The organism is Priestia sp. P5_B4, from assembly GCF_056400385.1.
This window is the reverse complement of the sequence record NZ_JBFULJ010001106.1, coordinates 1-1096: the sequence shown is the minus strand read 5'-3', so window position 1 is coordinate 1096 and position 1096 is coordinate 1. Positions and strand designations below refer to the sequence as shown.

At 39.8% G+C, this 1096-nt stretch carries 2 protein-coding genes; both read right to left on the bottom strand.

Annotation, left to right across the window (positions count from 1 at the left end; all coding sequences use genetic code 11):
• Positions 1-506 (bottom strand): adenosylcobinamide-GDP ribazoletransferase (locus AC1DRF_RS29185; protein WP_477742466.1); only part of this gene is annotated, 506 nt, incomplete at its 3' end.
• Positions 503-1063 (bottom strand): bifunctional adenosylcobinamide kinase/adenosylcobinamide-phosphate guanylyltransferase, encoded by a 561-nt coding sequence (locus tag AC1DRF_RS29180; RefSeq protein ID WP_427076260.1) that lies wholly within the window; start codon positions 1061-1063, stop codon positions 503-505. The genes AC1DRF_RS29180 and AC1DRF_RS29185, both read right to left, overlap by 4 nt.
• Between the last annotated feature and the right edge of the window lie 33 nt (positions 1064-1096).

Here is a 1096-nt window from a genome sequence, read left to right as displayed (position 1 = left end):
CCCGTATCTTTAGCGGGCTTATCTCTCATCAATAAAAAGGCTGCTCCAATTCTTGGAAGGGTAAAGACAATTAAGCATGCCCAAATTGATAAAGAAGAAAGAGACACTAATTCATAGATCGCACTAAAACGCAGCAGCAGCAGAACCATAAGAGAAAGAATAGCAAAAGACCCAACGTGCGGATCACTTAAAATCTGCAGTTTTTTTTCCTTTGACTGATGAGAAAAATAGGCATCGCTTACGTCCATCCAGCCGTCTAAATGAAGTCCACCCGTTAAGATAAGCGGTAAAAGCAAAACTAAAATACTATCAACAATCGTAGTGATAGGTGAAGATTGAAGCAGCTGTAAAAAGTTATAAAACATCAAGCCTAGTAACATACCAATCCAAGGCAGCACAAAAAGTGAGCGTGCCGTTCTTTTTTCAGTCCATTGAACGGTTTTAGCCAGTGGTAAGATCGTAAAAAACTGGAGAGAAATTCGTAGTATGGCTATCCATTCTTTCATATATCTACACATTCCTTTCCTTTTTTAAAACGATAGATTCCCGCTTCTACACAAATAGCCACATCTGCTTTTTCTACAATATACTGATGTAATTTCCCTAACATCTTCATATAGCTATATGTGGGCTCTTCTAACACGCCCGCTTCAAACAGTTCATTAGATACTAGCACAACCGTCTGAGACTGCGCAAACAGCTTATCGAGCGTTTCTTTCATATGACGAAAAACCGCTTGTTTCCCTTCTTTTGTTTGCCACCTTTTTTCTGTTGAAAAAAGCTCATTGGCAAGCCAGTTCGTGACACAATCCAAAAGTATAGCATCATCACTTTGAAGATTTGGCAGAATTTGTTGTAAATCTACAGACTGCTCGATCGTTACCCAAGGCGTGTTCGCTGCTTGGCGTTCTTTTTGATGAAGCTGGATGCGTTTTTGCATTTCCTTATCTGTTTGCCTGCTTGTGGCAATATAAACAGCGCGCTTTGTACAAAAAGTTTGAACCATGTTCTCCGCTGCACTTGATTTTCCGCTTCGAACGCCTCCGCTAATAAAGATGATCATATTTCATCAAGTCCTTGTTTGATTACGTTAAGT

Bases quoted from the DNA above. Each gene is read 5' to 3' on its own strand.
- AC1DRF_RS29180 (WP_427076260.1), bottom strand. From the start codon at position 1,063: ATGATCATCTTTATTAGCGGAGGCGTTCGAAGCGGAAAATCAAGTGCA.